The 20451-nt window shown below is 39.0% G+C and carries 15 protein-coding genes; 14 read left to right on the forward strand and 1 reads right to left on the reverse strand.

Annotation, left to right across the window (positions count from 1 at the left end; all coding sequences use genetic code 11):
• The first annotated feature begins 12 nt into the window (after positions 1-12).
• The 8 genes from J2Y03_RS16120 (at position 13) to J2Y03_RS16155 (ending at position 10705) form a co-directional block, all read left to right on the forward strand.
• Positions 13-1089, forward strand: coding sequence for a sulfate/molybdate ABC transporter ATP-binding protein (locus tag J2Y03_RS16120; protein ID WP_310195719.1), 1077 nt, complete (start codon positions 13-15; stop codon positions 1087-1089).
• A 136-nt stretch (positions 1090-1225) separates the two neighbouring features.
• A complete protein-coding gene (locus J2Y03_RS16125; protein ID WP_310195721.1) occupies positions 1226-2419 on the forward strand; it encodes a MalY/PatB family protein in 1194 nt (397 codons plus the stop codon).
• Positions 2420-2567: 148 nt separating this feature from the next.
• On the forward strand, positions 2568-3350 hold the full coding sequence (locus J2Y03_RS16130) for an NAD-dependent protein deacylase (RefSeq protein ID WP_310195722.1): 783 nt from the start codon (positions 2568-2570) through the stop codon (positions 3348-3350).
• Between the two features lie 182 nt (positions 3351-3532).
• Complete coding sequence (locus J2Y03_RS16135) at positions 3533-4849, forward strand: FAD-binding oxidoreductase (protein ID WP_310195723.1); 1317 nt, start codon at positions 3533-3535, stop codon at positions 4847-4849.
• A 1-nt stretch (position 4850) separates the two neighbouring features.
• The gene (locus J2Y03_RS16140) at positions 4851-6206 is read left to right on the forward strand and encodes a (Fe-S)-binding protein (protein ID WP_310195725.1); all 1356 of its coding nucleotides are present in this window, start codon (positions 4851-4853) and stop codon (positions 6204-6206) included.
• Positions 6187-7632, forward strand: a complete 1446-nt coding sequence (locus J2Y03_RS16145) for an FAD-linked oxidase C-terminal domain-containing protein (RefSeq protein ID WP_310195727.1) — start codon at positions 6187-6189, stop codon at positions 7630-7632. Before J2Y03_RS16140 ends, J2Y03_RS16145 begins: the two co-directional genes overlap by 20 nt.
• Before the next feature lie 58 nt (positions 7633-7690).
• Positions 7691-9868, forward strand: a complete 2178-nt coding sequence (locus tag J2Y03_RS16150; protein WP_310195728.1) for a malate synthase G — start codon at positions 7691-7693, stop codon at positions 9866-9868.
• A gap of 69 nt (positions 9869-9937) precedes the next feature.
• On the forward strand, positions 9938-10705 hold the full coding sequence (locus J2Y03_RS16155; RefSeq protein WP_310195730.1) for an IclR family transcriptional regulator: 768 nt from the start codon (positions 9938-9940) through the stop codon (positions 10703-10705).
• Positions 10706-10749: 44 nt separating this feature from the next.
• Here J2Y03_RS16155 and J2Y03_RS16160 read toward each other — a convergent pair whose 3' ends face one another.
• Positions 10750-11739 (reverse strand): NADPH:quinone oxidoreductase family protein, encoded by a 990-nt coding sequence (locus J2Y03_RS16160; protein WP_310195732.1) that lies wholly within the window; start codon positions 11737-11739, stop codon positions 10750-10752.
• 95 nt (positions 11740-11834) lie between these two features.
• On the opposite strand from J2Y03_RS16160, the gene J2Y03_RS16165 reads away from it, so the two are divergent.
• The 6 genes from J2Y03_RS16165 (at position 11835) to J2Y03_RS16190 (ending at position 20284) form a co-directional block, all read left to right on the forward strand.
• Positions 11835-13382 (forward strand): NAD(P)H-hydrate dehydratase, encoded by a 1548-nt coding sequence (locus tag J2Y03_RS16165; RefSeq protein WP_310195734.1) that lies wholly within the window; start codon positions 11835-11837, stop codon positions 13380-13382.
• A gap of 117 nt (positions 13383-13499) precedes the next feature.
• The gene (locus J2Y03_RS16170; protein WP_310195735.1) at positions 13500-14420 is read left to right on the forward strand and encodes a DUF1002 domain-containing protein; all 921 of its coding nucleotides are present in this window, start codon (positions 13500-13502) and stop codon (positions 14418-14420) included.
• 277 nt (positions 14421-14697) lie between these two features.
• Positions 14698-15840 (forward strand): cell division protein FtsZ, encoded by a 1143-nt coding sequence (gene ftsZ / locus J2Y03_RS16175; RefSeq protein ID WP_132086752.1) that lies wholly within the window; start codon positions 14698-14700, stop codon positions 15838-15840.
• Between the two features lie 169 nt (positions 15841-16009).
• Positions 16010-16993: a proline dehydrogenase family protein gene (locus J2Y03_RS16180; protein ID WP_310195736.1), complete on the forward strand. Its 984-nt coding sequence runs from the start codon at positions 16010-16012 to the stop codon at positions 16991-16993.
• 245 nt (positions 16994-17238) lie between these two features.
• Positions 17239-18765 (forward strand): DHA2 family efflux MFS transporter permease subunit, encoded by a 1527-nt coding sequence (locus J2Y03_RS16185; protein WP_310195738.1) that lies wholly within the window; start codon positions 17239-17241, stop codon positions 18763-18765.
• A gap of 184 nt (positions 18766-18949) precedes the next feature.
• Positions 18950-20284 carry a TRAP transporter large permease subunit gene (locus tag J2Y03_RS16190; RefSeq protein WP_310195741.1) on the forward strand — a complete coding sequence of 445 codons (1335 nt, stop codon included), beginning with the start codon at positions 18950-18952 and terminating at the stop codon, positions 20282-20284.
• The last annotated feature ends 167 nt before the right edge of the window (positions 20285-20451 follow it).

Raw genomic sequence — 20451 nt, forward strand, 5'->3', positions numbered from 1 at the left:
GGGATTATTGATATGGGGATAACCATTAAGGAAGTATCTAAGGCATTTGGAACATTTGCAGCTGTCAAAAATGTGAACCTTGAAATTCCAACAGGAGATTTTGTTGCCCTGTTAGGGCCATCAGGTTCAGGTAAAACCACACTCCTTAGGATGATAGCCGGATTAGAGGGACTGGATTCCGGAAATATTTTTTTCGATGAGATTGATTACACCTATAAACCGATAAAAGAGCGGAATGTAGGCTTTGTGTTTCAGAATTATGCTTTATTCAAGCATATGACGATTTTTGAGAATATCGCTTTTGGATTAAAGGTTAGACCGCGCAAAACGCGTCCATCTAAAAATGTAATAGCTGACAAAGTAAATGAGCTGTTAAAGCTCGTACAATTAGATCATCTTGCAACTCGCTATCCTTCCCAGCTTTCCGGGGGACAAAGGCAGCGGATTGCTTTAGCAAGGGCGCTTGCGGTTGAGCCAGATGTCTTGCTCTTAGATGAACCATTTGGGGCATTGGATGCAAAGGTTCGTCAGGAATTGCGCCACTGGTTAAGAGAAATCCATCAAAAGCTTAATATAACGACGATTTTTGTTACCCATGACCAGGAAGAAGCGCTTGAAATGGCTGATACGGTAGTGGTAATGAATCAAGGTAAAATTGAACAGATTGGCACTCCTGAGGAGGTTTATCAGAAGCCAGCGAATGCTTTTGTTTATAGCTTTTTAGGGAGAGTAAACGAATTCCGTGGTTCTGCTTTATTTGAGGATAATGAGGAGAATATTGGATATATAAGACCGCATGAGATTGTCTTACGAAAAATTTTACAAGGGAACAGTGTATCATCAGAAGTTTCACACATTCATATTATTGGTTCTACCGTTAGATTTGAATTAAGACGGCAAGATACCAATGATTTATTTGAAGCAGAAATGAGTATCGAGCAATATCAAAATTTCAGCCCTGTAAAAAAAGGAGATATCCTATATGCTGAGTTTAAAAATATCGTAGTATTTAATACGAATTCAGCAAATGAAATCACTCTTACAGAAAAAAGTGGTATTAGAACGTCATTAAAAAGCAAATTAATATAGAAGGAAAATAGTGCTAGGAAATCCTGGCACTATTTTTTATTATCTGGCAAATGTTCGTTATAATTGATTTATTAATATGTTAAGCAAAATTATAGTATGCAGGAGAATGGAAATATCATATGGAAGGATAGTTGACATGAAATATAACTTTGATGAAATTGTAAATCGTAGAGGAACCTATTCTATAAAATGGGATGGGGGAGAACTCATAAAAAAAATGGGTCTAACTGATCGATATGATGAGGAGACGATTCCATTATTTACTGCGGACATGGATTTACCAGTACCCCAACCCTTGATAGACGCATTACATAAGACAGTTGATCATCGAATTTTTGGTTATACCGTATTTCCTGATGAGTATTTTGAGGCCGTTCAGCATTGGTTTAAAAAGAGGCATGATTGGGAGTTCCAGAAGGAGGAAATTGTCTATAGTCCAGGTACAGTCCATGCGTTGAATGTCGCTGTACGTTCATTAACGCAACCAGGAGAAGCTGTCATCATCCAGCGTCCAGTGTATCCACCATTTACGTCGTCAATTGAAGCAAATCATAGAACTCTATTGAATAATCCGCTAATTGTTGATGACAGAGGATATTATTCGATTGATTTCGAAGATTTTGAAGCAAAGGCAAAAGATGAAAAAACGAAAATGTTTATTTTATGTAACCCGCATAATCCAACGGGTAGAGTTTTTAATAAAGATGAACTAAAAAAACTAGCTGATATTTGTGCGGAAAATAATGTATTGATTGTCGCAGATGAGATTCATGGAGATATAATTAGAAGAAATCAAACCTTTATTCCGATTGCGAAAGCAGCTGCTGAGCATGCTGACAAGATTATTACGTTTACTGCTATTAATAAAACCTTTAATGTAGCGGGTCTTCACTGTACAAATGTGATTATTCCAAATCCAGAGCTGAGGAAAACTTTTTTTGGTGTGATGGGCATGCATTTACCATCGCCATTTACCGTCTCAGCATTACTTGCGGTCTATCATGAGGGTGAAGATTGGTTAGAGCAGCTGAAGGAGTATATTGATGGCACAATGGAATGGGCAGTTAATTTCCTTGCAGAAAAGATGCCAAAAGTGAAGGTAAGGATTCCTGAGGGCACCTATGTCATGTGGATGGACTTTAGCGGCTATGGTCTATCACCAGACGAAGTGCATGATCGGATTTATAACAAAGCCAATGTCTTACTAGAAGACGGAAAAATGTTTGGGGATGAAGGATTACATTTTCAAAGAATCTGTATCCCGTCACCAAGACCGATGATAAAAGAAGCATTTGAAAGAATTGCAAGAGAGTTTGAAGATTTAAAATAGGTCATTGAGGATTTAGTTGCGGATAGCAAGAAATACCGGCGGATAGCACAAGTTATAGAACTTGATAGCAAAGTGATAGCACCGAGCTATCCCGCCTTATACCCTCTACAATAACAAAAATGCACTAAGGTATCATAGGAGTGTTAATATGGAGAGCAGCATGATTCAAACCTGCACAAACCTAATAAAAAGCGCGAAGAATATTGTCGTTCTTACCGGAGCAGGCATTAGTACGGAATCGGGAATCAAGGATTTTCGTTCCCAAACGGGCATTTATCAGATGGCGCCTGAATACATTCTTTCACTGGATTATTTTTATAATAATCCTAAAGCATTTTATCAGTTTGCGGTTGGGGATCTTTACCACCCGGAAGCACAACCGAATAAAGGACATGAAATTCTAGCCAAGTGGGAAGAAGATGGGAAGGTAAGTCACATCATTACCCAAAATATCGATGGTCTGCATCAAAAAGCGGGCTCGAAGAATGTAATTGAGTTTCATGGAACGATGAAGACAGCTTCTTGTCAAAATTGCTATAAAGTATATAAAACCGAAGAAATGATTGATAGGCTGCACTCCATGGATGATTTTTATATTTGTAACCATTGTAGCACTAGTAATAAAAAAGATAGGTATATTAAACCTGATGTTGTCTTATTTGGTGATACTGGTGAATGGTTTTCCAAGGATGGTTTCAATGAAATCCTAACTATCATCAATCATGCGGATTGCCTATTGGTTTTAGGAACAAGCTTAAAAGTTACGCCATTCTCCACATTCCCACAATACAGGAGCGAAGGTACCCCGCTGATTATAATCAATAAGGGAGACTCACCCTATGATCAGACCAAGTATTCCTATGTCATTCATGACTCAATCGGCGAAACAATGGCTAAAATTAATATTCCTTTAAATCCACCACAATCTTAAGTGGTGGATTTCTTTAATAGAGACAGTTGAGGGACTTTCTACCTTTAATTTAAATTTTCTAAATAGATTGACAATTAACGGTAGGGAAAATAAAATTAAAGGGGAAAATGAATTATTCGGATTTTTTTTACAATAAAAGAGAAACGTTGTTTGTTATTATGCAACAACTGGAGGTGGAAAATTTGATTACGGATGAAAGTCTTTTTGAACTAAATGCTTTGGTAAAAGAATTGGAGGTAAGTGAAGGGGGTCCTGACCGTCATCCACTGGGAAATTCCGGCCATGTTACGGTCTTTCCAAAAACTGAACAGGAAATTTCATCTGTTTTAACTTATGCCAATACAAATAAACACACTGTTGCCATCATGGGAGGGGGGTCAAAAAGAGGATATGGAGGCCTGCTAGAACTAGCGGACATTCTATTATCATTAGCTCAATATACTGGAATCGTTGAGCATAATCCTGGTGATATGACCTTGACTGCTAAATCTGGTACGCCCTTCAATGTAATACAAAATTACTTAGCTCAGTATAAGCAAAAGATTCCACTTGATCCTTTCTCTCCAAATCATGCGACGATTGGAGGGATAATTTCTGCAAATGACAGTGGACCCAAAAGGCTTGGGTATGGTTCTGCCAGGGACAATGTGATTGGTCTCAGAATGGTCTATCCCGATGGTACTCTTATCCGTTCAGGTGGGAAAGTGGTGAAAAATGTTGCCGGATATGATATGAATAAGCTTTTTATCGGAGCAATGGGAACCCTTGGTGTAGTATCCGAAGTGACAGTGAAGCTGCGGCCCATTGCAAAATATCAATCTATTCTTCTCGTATCCTTTCCAGAAAACAATATCGAGGAGATTCGAGCATTTGCTGTCAAAGTGCTTGATTCCATGATTGAACCCATCAGCCTCGAGATTCTTAACCCCTCCATTGCTGGGAAGTTAACAAACATTAATCAATTTACATTGCTTATTTCGTTTGAAGATGTAAAAAGCTCAGTACTCTACCAAGAAGACACAATCAGAGGTATTTTACCTGATAAAACCACCCTTACAATCCTTCCACAAGATGAAGCCGAAACATGCTGGAGTAAATTTTATGCTCTTCAACCAAATGCTTATTTAGATTTAAAAACAGAAGCAGTTTTAAAAATTGGTGTCACGAACTTAGATGTGATTACGATATTGCAAGAAGCAGAGCTAATCAGTGATACTTGTCATGTTTCCATAGAAGCCCATGGAGGTTTAGGGACAGGACTATGTCAAATGGCTATTAGCGGTGCCAGCGATGATGTGGTTTCAGCTATTAAACTGGTAAGAAAATTAGCTGATCAACTTGGTGGATATGCCGTTGTTAAACACCTTCCATATTCCCTTCGCGCCGAAGTAAATGTTTGGGGAGATAGTACAGCGTCTCATTTTCTTCTTGAAGGAATTAAACAAAAAATCGATCCAAACAGAATTTTGAACCGAAATCGCTATGTCGGGGGGATCTAATTTGAGTATAAAGGTAATACAAGATCGGCCTTGCAGCTCTAGTCTAGGTAACTATCTTTGGCGTGATCCGCCACAGGAAAAGAAGTGGGCAGATTGTGTACATTGTGGGATGTGCTTGGAATCATGTCCTACATACGAACAAACCGGTGAAGAGCAGCAATCTCCACGCGGACGTGTCTATCTCATAAAAGCCGTCGCAGAAGGAAATCTTTTGGTTGATGAAGATTTTGCGGACCCGGTTTTTTCTTGCTTGGATTGCCGTGCCTGCACTACAGCTTGTCCTGTGGATATTGATGTTGGCGGGCTAATTGAAGAAGCACGAGGTCAAGTTCGGCAAGCGATTCCCTTAAAAGGATGGAAGGGAGCAGTAAACAAACTCTTTCTTCGCGGCGTGTTCCCGTATTCCAATCGCTTAAATTCGCTCGGGAGACTGTTACGATTTTACCAGCATAGCGGCTTGCAAAAGGTGGTCCGTAAGACAAAAATTATGAATATGCTGCCTCAGCATTTAACCGAAATGGAATCCGTCATGCCAGATGTAAAAAGGTCTGTCCGCAAAAAATATAAAAATGACCCTGTCATTAAAGCAAGAGGCGAAACAAAGCAGGAAGTTGCTTTACTGACTGGCTGTGTGATGGATGTATTCTTTAGTGATATCAATGAAGCAACCATTAATGTGTTAATACGAAATGGAAATGATGTAAGCATCCCGAAAAATCAAACCTGCTGCGGTGCACTCCATGTTCATGCTGGCGACAGAGAGATGGGAAGAAAGCTGGCAAAGCAAAATATCACAGCCTTTGAAAATGCTGAAAAAGTGATCGTTAATGCTGCGGGCTGCGGGTGCATGATGCAGGAATATGCAGAATTATTCCGTGATGAACCAGAGTGGAAAGAACGAGCAAAAGTATTCGAAGAAAAGGTAGTGGATATTTCAAAATACCTGCATGATACCGGATATGATAAACCAAACGCCGTGCTAAATACCCGAATCACCTATCATGATGCTTGCCACTTAGCACATGGGCAAGGTGTTAGAAGGGAACCTAGGGAGATTCTTCTTGATATACCAGGCGTGGAAATGGTTCATATGCCAAATGCTGACACCTGTTGTGGAAGTGCGGGAATCTATAATATTACCAATCCAGAAATGGCTAATGCAGTCCTCAAAAGTAAAATGGAAAATGTCCCAGAAGATGTCGAGATGATTTCGATGGGGAATCCGGGCTGCATGCTGCAAATGGCAATGGGTGTGAAGAAATATGGAAGAAACCAGAAGATTGTTCACACCGTTCAACTTCTCGATTGGGCCTATCAAAAAGAAGGGGAATCCAATCATGGCAATTACAAAAATTAATACCAGCGACTCTCATATTCTCAATCTTGCAGGTATCGTTGACGGTCAAGGATCTATTTTATATAAAAAGGCAGATTTGCTTGCTTATGATTGTGATGGTTTTACAATCTACAAACACCTGCCAAAAGCAGTTGTCTTCCCAAAAAATACGGAGGAAGTCTCTAAATTAGTAAAATATTGTTCTGACAATGGGCTGCCATTTCTTGCCCGTGGTGCTGGAACAGGATTAAGTGGCGGGGCTATACCTATTAATGGAGAAGTCATCATTAGTATGGTGCGAATGAAAAAACTAATAAGTGTGGACCTTGAAAACAGAAGAGCAGTGGTTGAACCTGGATTTGTTAATCTGAAATTAACAAACTCCATTTCTGATCGAGGCTATTATTATGCACCCGATCCTTCAAGCCAATATTGCTGCACGATTGGCGGAAATGTTGCTGAAAATGCAGGCGGGGCTCACTGTCTGAAATATGGCGTCACGACGAACCATATTCTTGGACTGGAAGTGGTGCTGCCGAACGGAAAGATTATTGAAATAGGAAACAAGGGGGTTTTGGATGAACCCGGATATGATTTACTAGGGCTGATAACTGGCTCAGAAGGAACTTTAGGTATTGTTACGAAAATAACCGTTAGAATTTTAAAAAATCCAGAAGGGAAACAGACGGTGCTCGCTTATTTTGATAAGGTTGAAGATGGTAGTCAAGCGGTTTCAGATATTATCTCTGCCGGAATTGTTCCTGCCGCACTGGAAATGATGGACAAAACAGCAATTGAGGGCGTAGAAGCTGCTGCCTTCCCAGTCGGACATCCAAAGGATATTGAAGCGGTTTTATTAATTGAAGTCGATGGTATTGTCGCAGGGATAGAAGAACAAATCAATCAAATCTTGGAGGTTTGTAAAAAAAGTAATGTTCGTGAGGTTCGAGCTGCTCGGGATGAAGAAGAAAGAGGACGGTGGTGGGCCAATCGTAAAACAGGATTTGGGGCGATGGGTGCCATTTCACCTGACTACCTCGTACAAGATGGGGTAATTCCTAGGAGTAAGCTGCCTGAAGTTTTGCGAAAAATTGCCCAGATTAGTGATGAATCCGGCTTGCGGATTGCGAATATATTTCATGCCGGCGATGGAAATCTCCATCCGCTTGTACTATTTGATGCACGGAAACCAGGAGAAATCCAACTAGCGTTAGAAGCTGGAAGTGCTTGTTTAAAGGCATGTGCAGAAGTTGGAGGCACTATTACCGGTGAGCATGGTGTGGGAATAGAAAAGCGTGAAGAAATGCGATTTGTTTTTAAAGACGAGGAAATTCTTGCGCAGACAAATATACGTGAAATCTTTAATCCACATAATCTCTTAAATGCAGGAAAACTATTTCCGACACCAGGTCGCTGTGTAGAAATAAAAAAAGAAATGAAAGTGTAATGTCTTTTCATCGAAACATTGTTTCGTAATACTAAACAATATTATGGAGGTTATGAAAATGGTTAACTATGTAAAATCTGGAGATTTACAGGTAGCAAAAGAATTATATGATTTTATTAATTCAGAAGCATTGCAAGAAAGTCAAGTGGATCAGAAACAGTTTTGGGCAGGTTTTGAAAAAATCATTACCGATTTGACGCCTAAAAATAAAGAATTGCTCGCAAAACGAGATGAACTTCAAACGAAAATTAATAGATGGCACCGTGACAATAAAGAATTCAATTTTGATAGATATAAAGAATTCTTATTAGAAATCGGTTACCTGCAGCCTGAACCAGAGGATTTCCGCATTTCTACGGAAGGTGCAGATGATGAAATTGCTGTTAAGGCAGGACCGCAATTAGTAGTACCTGTTGATAATGCACGCTATGCGATTAATGCAGCCAATGGTCGCTGGGGAAGTTTGTACGATGCGTTATATGGCACGGACGTCATTAGTGATGAGGGAGGAGCCCAGGCACAAGGTGGCTATAACCCTGAACGCGGTGAGAAAGTTATCGCATTTGCTAGAAATTTTCTTGATGAGAGTATTCCATTACAGGATGGTTCACATAAAGAGGCTGTTAGCTATACGGTTGTCCAAGGAAGTTTAGTAGTTACTTTACGTAATGGTGGCCAAGTTCGTTTGAAAAATGAGGAAAAATTTGCAGGTTATCAAGGTGAAGCTGACCAGCCTTCTGCGATTCTTCTGAAAAATAATGATAACTATTTCGAAATCCAAATCGACCCAAGCCACCCGATTGGCAAAACAGATCCAGCGGGTGTAAAAGATATTCTTCTCGAATCGGCACTTACTTCGATTATGGATTGTGAAGACTCTGTTGCAGCGGTGGATGCCCAAGATAAGGTCCGGGTGTATCGGAATTGGCTGGGATTAAATAAAGGCAACCTAACTGCTACTTTTACAAAGGGAAATAAAACCCTAACACGGACACTAAATCCTGACAGAAGCTATGTGTCACCTAAAGGAAGAGAACTCACCTTGCCTGGAAGGGCTTTAATGCTCGTTCGAAATGTTGGGCATTTGATGACAAACAATGCGATTCTTGATGCAAATGGTAATGAAGTGCACGAGGGTATTATCGACGCGGTTGTTACTTCCCTATGTGCCAAGCATTCTATAATCGGTAACACCTCGTACGAGAATTCAACAAAAGGCTCCATTTATATCGTAAAGCCAAAAATGCATGGTCCAGAAGAGACCGCATTTGCCAATGAGCTATTTAATCGGACGGAGGATTTACTAGGATTAGCCAGAAATACACTGAAAATGGGTGTCATGGATGAGGAACGCAGAACATCTTTAAATTTAAAAGCTTGTATCCGTGAAGTAAAGGAACGGGTAGTCTTCATTAACACTGGTTTCCTTGACCGGACGGGCGATGAAATGCACACTTCGATGGAGGCAGGGGCAATGATTCGTAAAAATAATATGAAATCAACAGTCTGGCTCCAAAGTTATGAAAAATCAAATGTGAATAATGGTCTGGCAACAGGCTTCCAAGGACGTGCCCAAATTGGTAAAGGGATGTGGGCAATGCCTGATTTAATGAAGGATATGCACAATCAAAAAATCGGACATCTAAAGGCTGGAGGAAATACAGCCTGGGTTCCATCTCCGACTGCAGCAACCCTTCATGCTCTGCATTACCATCAAGTAAATGTAAAAGAAGTACAAAATAATTTGCTCGAAAATATTTCAGATTTACGGGATGATATTTTACAAATCCCTGTAGCTGAAAATACGAATTGGAGTCAAGAGGAAATCCAAGCAGAACTTGATAATAATGCACAAGGAATTCTTGGATATGTTGTTAGATGGGTCGAACAAGGAATAGGCTGTTCAAAGGTTCCAGATATAAATAATGTGGCTTTAATGGAAGACCGAGCGACTCTGCGTATTTCGAGCCAGCATGTTGCGAATTGGCTGCACCATGGAATTTGCACGAAGGAGCAAGTGGTAAAAACGATGGAGCGGATGGCGAAGGTCGTTGATGAACAAAATGCTGGGGATTCTTTATACAGACCCATGGCACCAGACTTTGAACAATCCGTTGCTTTCCAAGCAGCATTTGATTTAGTGTTTAAAGGCTATGACCAGCCTAACGGATATACTGAACCTATCTTGCATAGTCGCCGTTTAGAAGCGAAAGCTAAGTTTTCGGTCAAATCGTAATAAATGAAATGGCGGGGCATTTTTTTCGAAAAGTGCCCTGTCAAAGTTCTGCTTAAGGGGTGAGCAAGTTTGCAAAGAGAAAATGTAGTTAAGTCTGTGAGCAGGGCGCTGGATATTATCGCACTCGTAGGAATGAAAAAAGGCGGACTTGGTGTTACCGAGATTGCTAACCAAATCGATATTAATAAAAGTTCAGTTTTCAGAACTCTATCAACCCTAGTTCAATACGGATATATCGAACAGGACAGTGAAACAGGGAAATATAAGCTTGGCTATAAGTTTCTTGATATTAGCTCTAAGCTGCTAGAATCAATTGATTTAAGAACAGAAGCGAAACCATTTTTACAGGAACTTGAAAACAAGACGAATGAAGTGATTCATCTGGTTGTCTATGACCAAGGAGAAGTAGTATACATTGAGAAATTAGAAGGAAATGAAACCTTACGAACCCATTCGAAGGTGGGAAAAAGAGCTCCTATGCATTGTACGTCCGTAGGAAAAGCAATCCTAGCCCACTTACCTGAAAAGGATGTTCTGGCGATTATGGAACGTAAAGGGATGCCCTTCCATACAGCCAATACCTTTACTAAAATAGAAGTACTCCTAGAAGAGCTTAACCAAGTAAGAAATAGAGGGTATTCCTTAGACTTAGAAGAAAATGAGTATGGTATTACTTGTATCGCTGCGCCGGTATTTGATCGTCAAGGGAATGCGGTTGCGGCCGTGAGTATTTCTGGACCTACAACACGCATGACCAAGGAAAGACTATATAAACTTGGACCGATAATGATTCAAACAAGCCATCAGCTATCTGCAAGACTTGGACATGTAAAATGAGAAAAAGCCGCAAAACTTGAAAAAGTTTCTTGCGGCTTTTTACATTATATCTTTACGATAAAACGTCCTCGGGCATGCCCTTGTAAAATGGTAGGCAAGGTCTGAGGTAACTCTTCTAAACTTATTTCTTTGGAAATCAGATCGAGTACATCCGGTTTGAAATCGGACGCCATACGCTGCCAAAGTGGCATACGGACTTCCATTGGACAATAAACAGAATCAATCCCAAGAAGATTGATACCACGAAGGATGAATGGAAACACTGTGGTAGGCACGTTTCCGCCGCCTGTTAATCCACTGACAGCAACTGAACCATTGTATTCGATTTTACTTAAGATTGCCGCTAGGGATTCACCACCGACGGGGTCGACACAACCTGCCCAAAGCTGTTTATCTAAAGCTTTGACCTTTCCGTTATAAACTTCAGCCCTAGAAACAACCTCTTTTGCACCAAGTTTTTGTAAGTAATCATGTTCATTCGCTTTTCCAGTGCTGGCCACGACATCGTAGCCTCGTTTTGCCAGGATGGCAACTGCGATGCTTCCTACTCCTCCAGTAGCGCCAGTAACTAACACTTTGCCTTTTTCAGGAGTAAGCCCATTTTCTTCAAGTCTCTGAACAGAAAGGGCTGCAGTTAACCCTGCGGTTCCGTATATCATCGCTTCTTTTAATGAAAGGTTTTCAGGTAATGGTACAATCCAATCTGCTGGAATTCGCGCATATTCACTATAACCGCCATAATGGGATACACCAATTTCATAACTGGTGGCGATGACTTGATCTCCATCCGAATAACGAGGGTCTTCCGAAGAAACAACCACTCCTGCTAAGTCAATCCCTGGGACAAATGGGTAGGACCTAACGATTTTACCTTCAGGAATACTGGCTAATCCATCTTTGTAGTTAATACTCGAGTAGGCAACCTTAATAAGTACCTCGCCCGCTGGCAAATCATTAAAAGAAAGATTTTTAACCCCAAGCGTGAAATCAGTTTCTGTCTTATCAACGACTAGGGCTTTGAATTCCTCACTCAATACAAAGACCTCCTTCTAGTTTAATAATTTCCATTTCCATCATACTACATTATTATAAAAGTATAGAACTCATACGCTAAAATGGAGTGATGTTCATGTTTGTTGCAGGGCAAAAGGAAATGCAAAAAATGGATCAGTATACGATCGAGAAAATTGGATTGCCTGGTGTTGTGTTAATGGAAAATGCGGGCGCGAGAGTAGTCGAGGAGATTCTCCAATACACATCTGATAAAAATACCAGAGTCATTGTTTTAGCAGGAGGAGGTAATAACGGCGGAGATGGTTTTGTCATTGCTCGCAGGCTATTTGATAGTGGGTTAACTCCGCAACTGTGGTTATTAGTAGATCCTGCACGTATAAAAGGAGATGCTAAAATTCATTTAGATGTGTACATATATAGAGGATTACCACTCAATCATCTTCAAGAAAATAGTCTAAAAAAACTTCAGGATGAAATAAATAACGTAGACATTATTATCGACGCGATTCTAGGAACAGGTGTAAAAGGTCCTTTACGAGAACCTTTAAAAGATGTGATTTCGCTGGTTAATACATATAAAGGAAAGAAATCCATAATTTCTGTTGATATTCCATCAGGTGTTAGCAGTGACAATGGGAGAGTAGATGGTGTTGCTGTTAAAGCAGACAAGACAATAACCTTTGTGTTCCCCAAAAAAGGTTTCTTTTTAAATGATGGACCAGAATATGTCGGAGAATGGAAGGCAGTAAACATTTCTGTGCCACCTTCGATTGTCAAAGAATTAGGGTTAGAGATGCCTAAGCTAATTACCGAAAATCAGGCTAAGGCTGCTATTCCAATCCGACCAAAACATGGTCACAAAGGAACCTTCGGTCATGCACTGATTATAGGTGGTTCTCGACAATTTGTCGGTGCACCCATATTCTCAGCAAAGTCTGCATTGCATTCCGGTGCAGGATTAGTCACGTTAGCTGTTCCAGAAAGTATTTACCCAATGGTTGCTGCACAAAACCCTGAATCTTTATTACTGCCTTTGTCGGCGAAGGATGGACATTTTGCTGAAGAGGCAATCCATGAACTTTCACCTCTGCTCCATCAATTTGACAGCATTGCCATCGGACCTGGGATGGGTAGATTTCCAGAAGGGGAAGAGTGGATGAAAACATTATTTTCTCACTTAACCAATCAACCCGTTGTCATTGATGCAGATGCTCTATACCTACTCCGAAACCAAATGGACTTGCTGAAGACCTATAAGGGTACCATTATTATGACTCCTCATCCGGGTGAAATGTCAAACCTATTAAATAAAAGGGTGAAAGAAATTGAAGAAAATCGACTGGAAATTGCTTCCCGCTTTGCCAAGGAATACAATTTATATTTACTTTTAAAAGGACATCGTTCTGTTATCGCTGCACCTACAGGAGAGCTATTGATAAATCCGTACGGTCATGACGCACTTGGAAAAGGCGGGAGTGGAGATATCTTGACAGGACTTATCGCCTCTTTCCTTGCACAGGGGGCTGCAGCTATCAATGCTCTTATCTCAGCAAGCTATTTACATGCGAGGGCTGGTGAAGTGGAAGCAAAAACTTTATCCCATTATGGCGTCATGCCATTTGATATTATTAAAGGGGTTAAGAAGCTCCTAAACGAGATTTAGTTATGGTATGGTCTTCCATTCGTGCATACACTATAATCATTGTTGAAACTTATTTGGGTGTTTTTCCGTCTTACAAATAGAAGCATCGTAGATAGAAGATAATAAGGAGTGATTTTGATGAAACGTTTTTATGAGAGGACATTTGTTGCAATTTTACTAGCATTGATTTTAACGATTAGTAGTACGAGCATGGTTTTTGCGGATACTAATGGTAATAATGAAGAAAGTATTAACGAAAAATTTGGGCTGCCAATCGTGGTTTACGGGGAAGCATTATCAGCTGCTCAAAAGGATGAAGTGAGAAAGCTTTTAAAAGTAACTGACACTAGCAAAGTTAAAGAGATTACTGTTTCTGGAGAAGACCTAGTTAAGTATATTAAAGGTGACCGTCACTCTAATATGTATTCCTCCGCTAAAATTACTAGAAAGGATTCGGGAGAGGGGCTAATTATCAACCAGGTCACTCCTGAAAATATTACAGAGGTCACCGATGAGATGTATGCCAATGCCCTACTGACTGCTGGAATTCAGGACGCAGTGGTAGATGTTGCTTCGCCAGTAAAAGTCAGCGGACACTCTGCATTAGTTGGAATCTATAAGGCTTATGATGAGGGTGAAGGCGCCACTCTAAATCTCGAGAGGACAGAGGTTGCCAATGAGGAATTGAATTTGGCTACTGATTTGGCTAAAAAAGAAGGGCTTAATCAAGATAAAGTAAGTGAATTATTGACAGAAATAAAAAAGGAAATTGCAGAGCAAAATCCAGCCACGAAAGAAGAATTAGTTGCTCTTATTGATGAAAAGTTAAAAACACTAGAACTTAGCCTAAGTCCTGAAGATCGTCAGCTCTTAATTGATTTGTTTGAAAAAATGAGAGACCTAAATATTAATTTTGATAATGTCAAATCACAGCTTGAAAATCTCACTCAAGATATCCAGCAAAGAATTGAAGAAGCAGTAGGCGATAAGAATTTTCTTCAAAAAGTAGCAGATTTCTTTAGGGATTTAATTGAAAGCATCAAAAGTATTTTTGCATAATATAAGGCTCAGTCTCAGGACTGAGCCTTTCGTATGTAAAAAAATTATTGATAAATGACGAGGAATGACCACAGGACTATATAAAAATCCCCATTTTTTTGTTAAAATAGAATTTAAGGACAAAAGTTTCGACAAAATTCACAATCATATGCTTTTGGTAGATTATAATTTACTATATTGTAATAAATTTACTATAAGTTTATGATATTATAATGCTCATTGGAATTTTTTGAATAATGAGGCAATGAATTTTGCGGGAGCAGGAGGAAAATAGATAATGTGGGATTTTGAAATGGACATAGATCAAGTAGCAAGAATAAAGGTAATAGGTGTTGGCGGTGGTGGAAATAACGCAGTAAACCGGATGATAGAAGATGGTGTTCAAGGTGTTGAATTTATCGCGGTTAATACTGATGCACAAGCCTTAAAATTATCAAAAGCTGAGATTAAAATGCAAATTGGTGCAACCTTAACAAGAGGGTTAGGTGCAGGTGCCAATCCTGAGGTTGGCAGGAATGCCGTTGAGGAAAGTAGAAAGCAGATTCAAGAAGTCCTAAAAGGCGCAGATATGGTGTTTGTTACCGCCGGTATGGGCGGTGGTACAGGTACTGGGGCAGCACCTGCTATTGCACAAATCTCCCGAGAGTTGGGCGCATTAACGATTGGTGTCGTGACACGACCGTTTGGTTTTGAAGGTCGTAAACGTGCAACAAATGCAGCTGCTGGTATTGATTTAATGCGGCAAGCGGTAGACACATTAATTATTGTTCCAAATGATCGGTTGCTGCAAATCGTCGATAAAAAGACACCGATGATTCAGGCTTTCCGCGAGGCTGATAATGTGCTCAGGCAGGGTGTACAAGGGATTTCCGATTTAATTGCTGTACCTGGCTTAATCAACCTCGACTTTGCTGATGTGAAAACTATCATGTCAAATCAGGGGACTGCTTTAATGGGTATTGGTCTTGCTAAAGGGAAAGACCGTGCTGTAGAAGCGGCAAAGAAGGCAATTTCCAGCCCGCTGTTAGAAACTTCGATTGATGGCGCCCAAGGTGTACTAATGAACATCACAGGCGGCAGTAATTTGAGCCTATATGAAGTTCAAGAGGCAGCTGATATTGTTTCTTCTGCTGCAGACAAGGAATTAAATATGATTTTCGGTTCTATTATTAATGAAAATTATAAAGATGAAATCATGATTACTGTCATTGCAACAGGTTTTTCTGAAACCGAACTATCTCATAGAAAGCCTTCAGCTGCTCCTTCAAGGGATGTAACGACAAGACCACAATCACAGGGAGTAGCTAGACGGGAGCAGAGTGTTAAAGAAGATACTAGTCATCATAACGACAGACCAAGACAACAATCAGAAGATACGCTGGATATCCCAACATTCCTGCGTAATCGAAATAGAAGATAATAGTTACACCAAATGGCTGCTGAGAATACTCTTAGTAGCCTTTTGGTATAACAGAAAATAGTTAAGTTCATATACAATCCAGGTTCGGCCTTTTTTAAAAATTTTGAGGAGATTTTGAAACTTTAATGCTAAAATAATACTGAAATAACAACAGCAAGGAGTAATCGCTATGTTGAAAGATATTTTTATCAGTTTATCCCAAAATCAGTTTCTAAATAGTGCTGCTAAAAAGTATGGCTTAAAAATGGGTGCACAAAGTGTTGTTGCCGGAACAAATATCGAAGAAGTCATCAAAAGTATAAAAGAGCTAAATGCACATGGAATCTCTAGTACCGTTGATAACTTAGGTGAATTTGTTTTTAAAGAAGAAGAAGCAACCCAAGCGAAGGAACAAATTCTTAAGGTAATTGAAGCGATTCATGAGCATAAAGTCGATGCTCACATCTCTTTAAAGCCAACACAGTTAGGTTTAGATATAGAATATAGTGTTTGCTTAAGCAATTTAAGAGAAATCGTTAATCGGGCAAAACACTACGGTATTTTTGTTAATATTGATATGGAAGACACAGGACACCTTCAACCTACTTTTGATGTTTTGGATGATTTGTCTAAGGAATATGACAACGTGGGGACTGTTATTCAAGCCTATCTGCTTCGTGCGGATGAATACCTTAAAAAATATAAAAACTATCGTTTGCGAATTGTAAAAGGGGCTTATAAGGAGCCAATTGAATACGCTTACCAAAATAAAAGAGACATCGATGCAAATTTCATTAAGCTAATTGAATGGCATTTATTAAACGGTAAATTTACCTCGATTGCCACCCATGACCATATGATTATTAATCATGTGAAGGAATTTGTAAAACGGAATAACATACCGAATGATCAATATGAGTTTCAAATGCTATATGGGTTTAGAAAAGACATGCAGCTGCAACTGGCAAAAGAGGGCTATAACTTCTGTACCTATGTCCCTTTCGGAAATGACTGGTATGGGTATTTTATGAGACGTCTTGCAGAAAGACCACAGAACATCAATCTTGTTGCCAAACAACTATTTAATAAAAAAACAAACACTGTAATCGGTGTTGCTGTTGGGTCATTTTTATTAGGTAGATTAACAAAGAATGCTAATAAGAAACGAAGATAAGTTAGGAATCAACCCTCTCCGCTGAGAGGTTTCTTTTATTTCTTTCTCATCTAGGTCTGTAGAACTATTCACTTCAAAATTGATAAGTTTCCACCTTGTCAATAATTAGTATGGATTGACGGACCTTTTGACTCATCCATATTACGACAAAGTTCATTGAATTTAATGAAACCGTCGTTTATGATAAAGTTTATGTATGAATTTACCATTACATATGACCAAGATAATACAGGGGGAACACACGAATGGAACAATCTATTAAAAAGACTGATCGTCCACCATACGGAATTATTGCGGTTTTAATGATTGGAGCTTTTATTTCTTTCTTAAATAATACTTTGTTAAATGTTGCATTACCATCCATTATGAAGGACTTAAATGTGGATACATCAACCGTTCAGTGGTTGACTACTGGTTTTATGCTGGTCAATGGAATCATGATTCCTACCACTGCCTTCTTGATTCAAAAATATACTGTACGCAGGTTGTTTTTAGTGGCAATGGGTTTATTTACTATAGGTACGATAATTGCTGGTATTGCCCATGCGTTTCCTTTATTATTGACGGCGCGAATGGTACAGGCATCCGGTTCAGCAATCATGATGCCGCTTCTAATGAATGTGATGTTAGTCAGCTTTCCTATTGAAAAAAGGGGAACGGCGATGGGGGTTTTTGGATTAATCCTCATGTTTGCACCGGCAATTGGCCCAACTTTATCTGGCTGGATTATTGAACATTATGATTGGAGAATGCTGTTCCATTTCGTAACTCCTATTGCAGCAGTGATTCTATTGATAGGCTTTATAAAGCTTAAAGATAAAAAGGAGAAGATTGATCTCACGCTTGATTTCTTTTCGCTTTTACTCTCAAGCATTGGTTTTGGAGGACTGCTCTATGGATTTAGTTCAGCTGGTAGTAAAGGATGGAACAGTCCGCAAGTTTATTTGACAATTATTATCGGGGTTATTTCATTAGTATGGTTTATTTTACGCCAATTAAAGCAAGAACGGCCAATGCTGAATTTTAGGATTTTTAAATATAATATGTTTGCTTTATCATCAGCTATTTCTGCGATTGTAAATATTGCTATGTTTTCAGGTTTTCTGCTTCTTCCAATTTATGTTCAAACCATCCGTGGGATATCTCCGCTGGATACCGGATTAATGCTGTTACCGGGAGCTCTTGTAAATGCTTTGATGTCTCCAGTAAACGGAAGATTGTTTGACAAATTTGGCGGTAGGATCTTAGCCATTACAGGCTTGTTAATCACAACGGTTACTACTTATCTCTTCAGCAGGTTATCTTTTGAAACTACCTATATTTCTATGGTTATTTTACACGCGATTCGTATGTTTGGAATGTCAATGGTGTTTATGCCTGTGTCGACTAACGGATTGAATCAATTACCGCAACGATTTTATCCACATGGTACTGCGATGAATAATACTATGCAGCAGGTTTCAGCTGCCATCGGTACGGGTTTATTGATTACCCTTATGTCAAATCGTTCCGAATCCTATAGAATAGAACTAACACAATCTGCTATGCAAAATATGACTGAGCAGCCAACTGCTGCAGCCTTAGAGGAGATGAAACAGCAAATTGGTATGGAAGCATTGTTAGAAGGAATTAACTTTAGCTTCTTGATATCAGCAATCATTATCGCCGCTGCATTAGTTCTTTCATTCTTTATTAAACGAGCCAAACCAGCAGAGGATAATATTGAAAAAGGCTCTCCTGAAAAGCAGGAAGTACATCAACTAGTAAAGTAATATTAAATAAATAAGGAGAAATCGTATTGATGACGATTTCTCCTTATTTTTGGTTGGATTACTATTTTTTGACTTTGGAAATTGTTAATAATTGAAGAATGTTTATTAAAAATGATGGTAATATGCAATTTATCGGTCTACTATTAATAGGGAAAAATATTATTTATAACAGGGAGAGACTATCATGCGAAGCTATCTCATCATTGGGATGTGTGTGTTATTTTTACTTCAATACTTTTTGAAGATGCAGTGGCTTGAATATTCTGTTGTCGCCTTATCAATACTGGCATTTTTGGGCAGTGCCTTCAAAGCTGATAAATTTCCACGCCTGCTTGGGATTATTATGATGACCTTAGGGTTAGTAATTGAGTGGAACAAAGGCACAGGTATTGCAGGTATCAGTGATGGGATTTTCTTAATACTCCCATTGATTAGTCTAATCACATTGGCTCCCTTACTTTCAATTCCCCTTAGGCTTGGTGGTTTTTTTCAATCGATTTCTGTTTTATTGAAAAATTTATTACTTCAGCCAAAGAAATTATATGCAGGAATTACTGGTACGTTATTTTTTCTCACCCCGATATTAAACTTGGGGTCAGTCAGAATTATCAATGAGTTTTTAGATGAATTAAAGCTACCATCTGCATTGTCAGCAAAAGGCTATTTGGTTGGGTTTACCACGGCAGTAATATGGTCACCATACTTTGCTTCGGTTTCTTTAGTGCTGCATTATTTAAATATTCCGTATAAGGATTATATTATCTATGGAATTGGTTTTTCACTATTGTCTCTTATCATAGGAAACCTTTTGTTTGTGATCTGGTTAAAACGACATCCACTCACAGAAAAATCATCCGATGAAAAAATTCTTATCGAAAAAATCCATCAACAACATCTCGTGAAATTAATGTTTTTTGTGATTTCGCTAATTGGTTCTTGTTTAGTGATTGAGTATTTAACCAATTGGTCGATGATTGTCATCGTTTGTCTTGTTTCAATTATCATTCCGCTTTTATTTGGAATTCAATCAAAACGTTGGGATGAGCTTATTCCGAGATTAGTAGACTTTCGTGATCGCACGGTATTGATGTTGAACAATGAAATTATGTTATTTATGAGTGCGGGGATGTTAGCCTTTGCTATGAAAGGGACGGCAGCTGCGAATGGAATTAGTGATTTTCTAACTACACTAGCACACCAATCATTCCTTTTATTTGCAATTGCAGTAATGGTAATTGTGTTATGTATTACTTATATCGGAATACACCAAATTGCAGCGGTAGGGGCTTTGGCCATGCAGCTAAACGCTGCAGAGTTAGGAATTAGTAATATTAGTCTAGCATTATTGCTCTTATTGACTTGGTCAATATCCACAGGTCTTAGTCCATTTTCGGGTTTAAACCTAATGGTTAGCCGTTTTGCAGGTATTTCAGGAGTTCAGACTGGCTTACGTTTTAATGGATTGCATTATGCTGTAATTGCTATTATTGGAATTGGAATTATTTCGCTAATTGGATAATTACTAAATAACATAAGAAAAGCCTTCTCTTTTGCGGAGACCACTTAAAAAGTACATTTTTGAAAAACTAGAAGGCAATTACCTACTATATTTAGATAATTGCCTTCTTTTATTTATTATATATTGATGAAAATTCGTGTTCATTGTTCAAAGAAACGCCTTTTTCA

This window comes from Neobacillus niacini (genome assembly GCF_031457145.1).
Lineage (GTDB): Bacteria > Bacillota > Bacilli > Bacillales > Cytobacillaceae > Neobacillus > Neobacillus niacini_J.

What these genes read in the sequence shown, in the direction of transcription:
- J2Y03_RS16120 (WP_310195719.1), top strand. Translation starts at nt 13, where the DNA reads ATGGGGATAACCATTAAGGAAGTATCTAAGGCATTTGGAACATTTGCA.
- J2Y03_RS16125 (WP_310195721.1), top strand. Translation starts at nt 1,226, where the DNA reads ATGAAATATAACTTTGATGAAATTGTAAATCGTAGAGGAACCTATTCT.
- J2Y03_RS16130 (WP_310195722.1), top strand. Translation starts at nt 2,568, where the DNA reads ATGGAGAGCAGCATGATTCAAACCTGCACAAACCTAATAAAAAGCGCG.
- J2Y03_RS16145 (WP_310195727.1), top strand. Translation starts at nt 6,187, where the DNA reads ATGGCAATTACAAAAATTAATACCAGCGACTCTCATATTCTCAATCTT.
- J2Y03_RS16150 (WP_310195728.1), top strand. Translation starts at nt 7,691, where the DNA reads ATGGTTAACTATGTAAAATCTGGAGATTTACAGGTAGCAAAAGAATTA.
- J2Y03_RS16165 (WP_310195734.1), top strand. Translation starts at nt 11,835, where the DNA reads ATGTTTGTTGCAGGGCAAAAGGAAATGCAAAAAATGGATCAGTATACG.
- J2Y03_RS16170 (WP_310195735.1), top strand. Translation starts at nt 13,500, where the DNA reads ATGAAACGTTTTTATGAGAGGACATTTGTTGCAATTTTACTAGCATTG.
- ftsZ (WP_132086752.1), top strand. Translation starts at nt 14,698, where the DNA reads ATGTGGGATTTTGAAATGGACATAGATCAAGTAGCAAGAATAAAGGTA.
- J2Y03_RS16180 (WP_310195736.1), top strand. Translation starts at nt 16,010, where the DNA reads ATGTTGAAAGATATTTTTATCAGTTTATCCCAAAATCAGTTTCTAAAT.
- J2Y03_RS16185 (WP_310195738.1), top strand. Translation starts at nt 17,239, where the DNA reads ATGGAACAATCTATTAAAAAGACTGATCGTCCACCATACGGAATTATT.
- J2Y03_RS16190 (WP_310195741.1), top strand. Translation starts at nt 18,950, where the DNA reads ATGCGAAGCTATCTCATCATTGGGATGTGTGTGTTATTTTTACTTCAA.